At 74.1% G+C, this 5352-nt stretch carries 5 protein-coding genes; 4 read left to right on the top strand and 1 reads right to left on the bottom strand.

Annotated features, from left to right (window positions below; genetic code table 11):
• The 3 genes from EAO70_RS15535 to EAO70_RS15525 form a co-directional block, all read left to right on the top strand.
• A partial coding sequence (locus tag EAO70_RS15535; protein ID WP_261992881.1) for an ATP-binding cassette domain-containing protein occupies positions 1-2015 on the top strand: 2015 nt, incomplete at its 5' end.
• 24 nt (positions 2016-2039) lie between these two features.
• Positions 2040-2867: a hypothetical protein gene (locus tag EAO70_RS39230; protein WP_261992880.1), complete on the top strand. Its 828-nt coding sequence runs from the start codon at positions 2040-2042 to the stop codon at positions 2865-2867.
• The gene (locus EAO70_RS15525; protein ID WP_148003575.1) at positions 2867-3853 is read left to right on the top strand and encodes a serine/threonine-protein kinase; all 987 of its coding nucleotides are present in this window, start codon (positions 2867-2869) and stop codon (positions 3851-3853) included. The genes EAO70_RS39230 and EAO70_RS15525 overlap by 1 nt, the downstream gene beginning before the upstream one ends.
• A gap of 84 nt (positions 3854-3937) precedes the next feature.
• On the opposite strand, the gene EAO70_RS15520 is transcribed toward EAO70_RS15525, so the two are convergent.
• Complete coding sequence (locus EAO70_RS15520) at positions 3938-4909, bottom strand: helix-turn-helix transcriptional regulator (RefSeq protein ID WP_148003574.1); 972 nt, start codon at positions 4907-4909, stop codon at positions 3938-3940.
• Positions 4910-5064: 155 nt separating this feature from the next.
• Here EAO70_RS15520 and EAO70_RS15515 point away from each other — a divergent pair.
• The coding region (locus EAO70_RS15515) for a RidA family protein (RefSeq protein WP_148003588.1) at positions 5065-5352 on the top strand (288 nt) is incomplete at its 3' end.

Here is a 5352-nt window from a genome sequence, read left to right as displayed (position 1 = left end):
GACATCGCCTCGGCCTCGACCCCGGCGGCTCCGGCCGCCCCGGCGGACAGCACCGCGCGGGGGCCCTCCTCCGGATGCCCGAACCGTACGACGGACCCTGGGCCCACCGCACGGGGCCCGTCCATCCGCAGGCCGTCCGTGAAGGTGCCGTTCGTGCTGCCCTCGTCGACGGCACCTACTGGATCCACGACCTCGGCAGCCACAACGGCACCTACCTCAACGGCGCCCCCGTCGTCGACGCCCGGGTCACCCCGGACGACATCGTCGGCATCGGCCACTGCGCGTTCTGCCTGATCGGCGGCCAGCTGGTCGAGTTCACGGACACCGGCGAGGTCTCCCTCGACGTGCAGTCGCTCGCCGTCACGGTCGACCACGGACGCAAGACGCTCCTCGACGAGGTCTCGTTCCCCGTGGGGCAGAAGTGCCTGCTGGGAGTGGTCGGCCCGTCCGGCGCCGGGAAGTCGACGCTCCTCGGCGCCCTCACCGGGCAGCGCCCCGCCGACCGGGGCACGGTGCTCTACGACGGCCGCGACCTGTACCGGGACTACGCCGAGCTGCGGCAGCGCATCGGGCTCGTCCCGCAGGACGACATCCTGCACCTCCAGCTGAGCGTGCGCCGGGCCCTCGGGTACGCCGCCGAGCTGCGGTTCCCCGAGGACACCGAGCCCGCCGAGCGGCGGGCCCGGGTGGACGAGGTGATCCAGGAGCTGGGGCTCGTCGAGCGCGCGCAGCAGCCGATCCACAGCCTCTCCGGCGGCCAGCGCAAGCGGGTGAGCGTCGCCCTCGAACTGCTCACCAAGCCCTCGCTGCTCTTCCTGGACGAGCCCACGTCCGGCCTCGACCCGGGCATGGACCGGTCCGTGATGCACATGCTGCGGGGGCTCGCGGACGACGGCCGGACGGTCGTCGTCGTCACGCACAGCGTGCTCAGCCTGGACGTCTGCGACCGGCTCCTCGTCCTGGCACCCGGCGGCCGGGTCGCCTACTACGGACCGCCCTCGGAGGCCCTGGAGTTCTTCGGCTTCGACCAGTGGCCGGAGGCCTTCGAGTCCTTCGAGAACGACCGGGACCGGGACTGGGCCGGCCTGTACCGGTCCTCCCGCTTCCACCACCGCTACGTGGCCGACGCGACGGCCCGCCCGAACGTCCCGGTGCCCGGGGCCGCCGCGGAGGAGCGGGAGCCCGCCCCGCCGCCGAAGGCGCAGAGCTGGGGCTCCCAGCTGCGGACGCTCGTCCGCCGGTACACGGCCGCGCTCTCCGCCGACCGCACGTTCCTGGCCATCATGATCGCGCTGCCCTTCGTGATGGGCGCGATGGCCCGGGCCCTGTCCGAGGGCGGCTTCAACCAGGAGTCGACGCTCAACGTCCTGCTCATCCTCTGCGTCGGCGGCGTCCTCACCGGCGCGGCGAACGCCGTGCGCGAGCTGGTCAAGGAACGCACGATCTACCGGCGGGAGAGAGCCGTCGGCCTGTCCCGCTCGGCGTACCTCGCCTCCAAGGTGGTGGTCCTCGGCACGATCACGGTCGTCCAGGCGATCGTGCTCACGCTGGTGGCCCTGATCGGCGTCCCGCTGAACGTGCCGGGCGGCAAGGGCGTCCTGATGCCCCCGTTGGTGGAGATCACCCTCGCCGTCGCCCTGCTCTCGTTCACGGCGATGATGCTCGGGCTGCTCGTCTCCGCCCTGGTCCGCAAGGAGGAGGTGACGATGCCGCTGCTCGTCCTCCTCGCGATCGTCCAGGTGGTGTTCTGCGGGGCGCTCCTGACCGTGCGGGGGACACCGGTCCTGGAGCAGCTCGCCTGGCTGGTGCCCTCGCGGTGGGCGTTCGCGGCGATGGGCGCCACGGTCGACATCGGGACCGTCTCGCCGAGCGACAAGACGGCGGACCCGCTGATGGACCACACCGCGGCGGCCTGGCTGTTCGACATGGGCATGATGGTGGTGCTCTGTCTCGTCATCGGCCTGCTGGTGGCGCGACTGCTGCGCCGCCACGAGCCCGTCGTCATGCGCAAGTAGGCCCGTGCACCCGGAGGTGGTCAGGTGAGCGTCCCCGTACCCGAGTACGTGCCGGACTTCCGGCCCACCCACGTCGTCCCGCGCGACGGCCTCGACGCGTGGCAGGCGCCGGATCCCGGGCTGCCGACGGCGCCGCTCGACGCGTTCCTGCCGGTGCGCCTGGAGGAGCGGGCCGGGGACTGGGGGCGGGTGCTCTGCTCCAACGGCTGGACCGCCTGGGTCGACGCCCGGCTCCTCGTCACCGTCCCGGACGACCCGCCGGCGGCGGGCCGGCCGACGGCCAGGACCGCCGACCCGCGGCCCCTGATCGCCCGCGCCGAGGACGCGCTCGGCCGCTACCGGCGGGCGGCGGAGGCACTGGGAGCGGGGCGCCTGGACGGCGAGGACTTCCGGCAGCGGACCCGCGGACTGCGGGTGGGCATGGTCGTCGACGGCGAGTCGGTGTGGCTGTACGACGCGGAACACGAGCGGTGGGTGTACTGCGACGGGCTGGGGCTCAGTACGTACGCGGCCTCGTCGGCGCCCTCGATCGCCTCCCCCGCCGCGCCGGGCGCCCGGCGCGGCGGCGCGGAGAAGGGCGACGGAGGCGAGGGAGCCGCCGGGGACGCCCGGCCCGGCGACGGGCCCCCGGGGTACGAGCCGACCCAGGTGGTGGTCCTTGGCGACCCGCCGACGAGCCCCGAGACCGGCCCGCCGCCGCTTCCGGCCGAGACCACCGCACCACCGGCCCCCGCGGAGACCGCCGCACCGCCACCCACCGAGATCGTGGAACGGCCGCCCAACGAGATCGTCGAGCAGCCGCCCACCGAGATCGTGGAGCGGCCGCCGCCCCGGAAGGGCGGTGAGGAGTGATGGCGGGCACGTCCGGCGACGAGCCGGAGCTGCCCGCGGGCCGCGCCTCCGGGCTGCTCGGCAAGGAGATCGCGGGCTACCGGGTGGAGAACGAGATCGGCCGCGGCGGGATGGCGGTCGTCTACCGGGCGCGGGACCTCCGGCTCGACCGGACGGTCGCGCTGAAGCTGCTCGCCCCCGAACTGGCCCGCAACGACACGTTCCGCAGGCGCTTCGCGCACGAGTCCCGGGTCGCCGCCTCGATCGACCACCCCCACATCGTGCCGGTCTTCGACGCGGGCGAGACGGAGGGCGTGCTCTACATCGCCATGCGGTACGTCGCGGGCCAGGACCTGGTCGCCCTGCTGGACCGCGAGGGGCCGCTGCCGCCGGGGAAGGCGGGCCGGATCGCCGTGCAGGTCGCCTCGGCCCTGGACGCGGCGCACGCCCACGACCTGGTGCACCGGGACGTGAAGCCCGGCAACATCCTGGTCGCCGAGGGCACGGACCGGGACCACCCGGAGCACGTCTACCTCACGGACTTCGGGCTGACGAAGAAGTCCCTGTCGCTGACCGGGTTCACGACGGTGGGCGAGTTCGTGGGCACCCTGGACTACGTGGCGCCCGAGCAGATCTCGGGGAAGCCGGTGGACGGCCGGTGCGACGTGTACAGCCTGGCCTGTGTCGTGTTCGAGACGCTGGTGGGAGCGCCGCCGTTCCGCCGTGACACCGATTGGGCGGTGCTGTGGGCGCAGCAGTACGATCCCCCGCCGCCGCTGTCCGAGGTCCGGCCGGGGCTGCCGGAGGCCGCGGACGCGGTGTTCGCGAGGGCGCTCGCGAAGACCCCGGAGGAACGGTACGGGACCTGCCTGGAGTTCGTGGCCGCTCTGCGGGCGGCACTGACGGCTGGGGGTGAAGCGGGACCCGTCGTGACGAGGACCCCGGAGCCGCTGACCCCGCCCCGGGAGCCGCCGGCCTGGGCACGGCCCGTCTTCCGAAGGCTGTGACCGGGCGGGCCGGGGTCGGTTGAGGTCCGCCCGCCGCCCGCGCGCGTGCGGCCGCACCGGGGTCCGTTCGCGCCCGGCCGCGCCTCAGGCCGGGTCCTCGTAGCGGGCGGCCAGCGCCGTGGCGCGCCGGTGCAGCGCGGCACGCAGGGACGCCGGGGCCAGGGCCTCCGCGTCCGCGCCGAGCTGCCACAGGGCCCACTCGGCGTGCCGCGCGTCCTGGTAGGTCAGTTCCAGCCGCAGCCCGCCGTCCCCGTCGGCCTCCTCGGCGCGGACGGCCACCGCGGTGTCCAGGAGTTCCTCGCGGCGCGCCGGGTTCACCCGTACGAGAACGGTCAGGTGGTCCTCGCCGAGGAAGCGGGTGGAGCGCTCCCGCCAGATCCGGTCCAGGTCGACGCTGTCGGGCCGCTCCGCCGGCTCGGCCAGTTCCTCGGCGGCCAGGAGCCGCGACAACCGGTAGGTGCGGTCCTCGCCGGCCCGGGTGGCCAGCAGGTAGCCGCGGTCGCGCACCGTGACCAGGCCGATCGGGTCCACCGTGCGCCACTCCGGCGGCTGCCCCGTGGCCGCGTAGCGGATGCGCAGCTTGTGTCCGGCGAGGACCGCCCGCCGGACCTCCAGCATCGTGGTGCCGGGTACCTCGTCGGTGGTCCGCCGCCGGGACAGCAGGTCGGCCTCGGGCTCGACGAGGAACCGTCGGACCGCGTCGCTCGCGCTGGTCCGGTGGGCGTCGGGCAGGGCGTCGAGCACCTTCCGCAGGGCGGAGGCCCGTGCCGGTCCGAGGCCGAACGCCCGCGCCTCGCGCCCCGGCGCGGCGGTCAGCAGGGCGAGGGCCTCGTCGGGGTTCAGCCCGGTGAGTTCGGTGCGGAAGCCGGGCAGCAGGGCGAAGCCGCCGTGGCGGCCGCGTTCGGCGTAGACCGGGACGCCGGCGCCGGAGAGCGCCTCGATGTCGCGCAGCACCGTACGGGTGGACACCCCGAGTTCGGCGGCGAGCGTGTCCGCGGTCAGACGGCCGCGCTGGCGCAGCAGGAGCACCAGGGAGACCAGCCGGTCGGCACGCATGCGAGAACGCTAACGGAATACATGACCAAGGGTGTCGTGATTCGTTGGGAGGCTCGTCACCACGACGTCGGAGCGGTGCGAACCGCGGTGACGGCGTCCGTACTCCCCGCTTCGACCCGACGCGGGGCGACGAATCGAACGGAGCTGATGTGGCGATGGAGCGCGTGGCGGTCAACCCGGTGACGTGGTCGGCGGAGTGGGGGTTCAATCAGGGTGAACTCGTCTCCGGGCACACCCGGACCCTGTACCTCTCGGGACAGACCGCGATGAGCGAGAAGGGCGAGCCGCTGCACGAGGGGGACATGGCCGCGCAGTTGGCGCTGAGCCTCGACAACGTCGAGGCGGTGCTCGCCGAGGCGGGCATGTACCTCGCGAACCTCGTACGGCTCACCGTGTACACCACCGACGTGGAGCTGCTGGTCCGGCACTACGGGGGGCTGGCG

This window comes from Streptomyces sp. adm13(2018), assembly GCF_008042145.1.
Taxonomy (GTDB): domain Bacteria; phylum Actinomycetota; class Actinomycetes; order Streptomycetales; family Streptomycetaceae; genus Streptomyces.
This window is presented reverse-complemented; position numbering and strand designations above follow the sequence as displayed.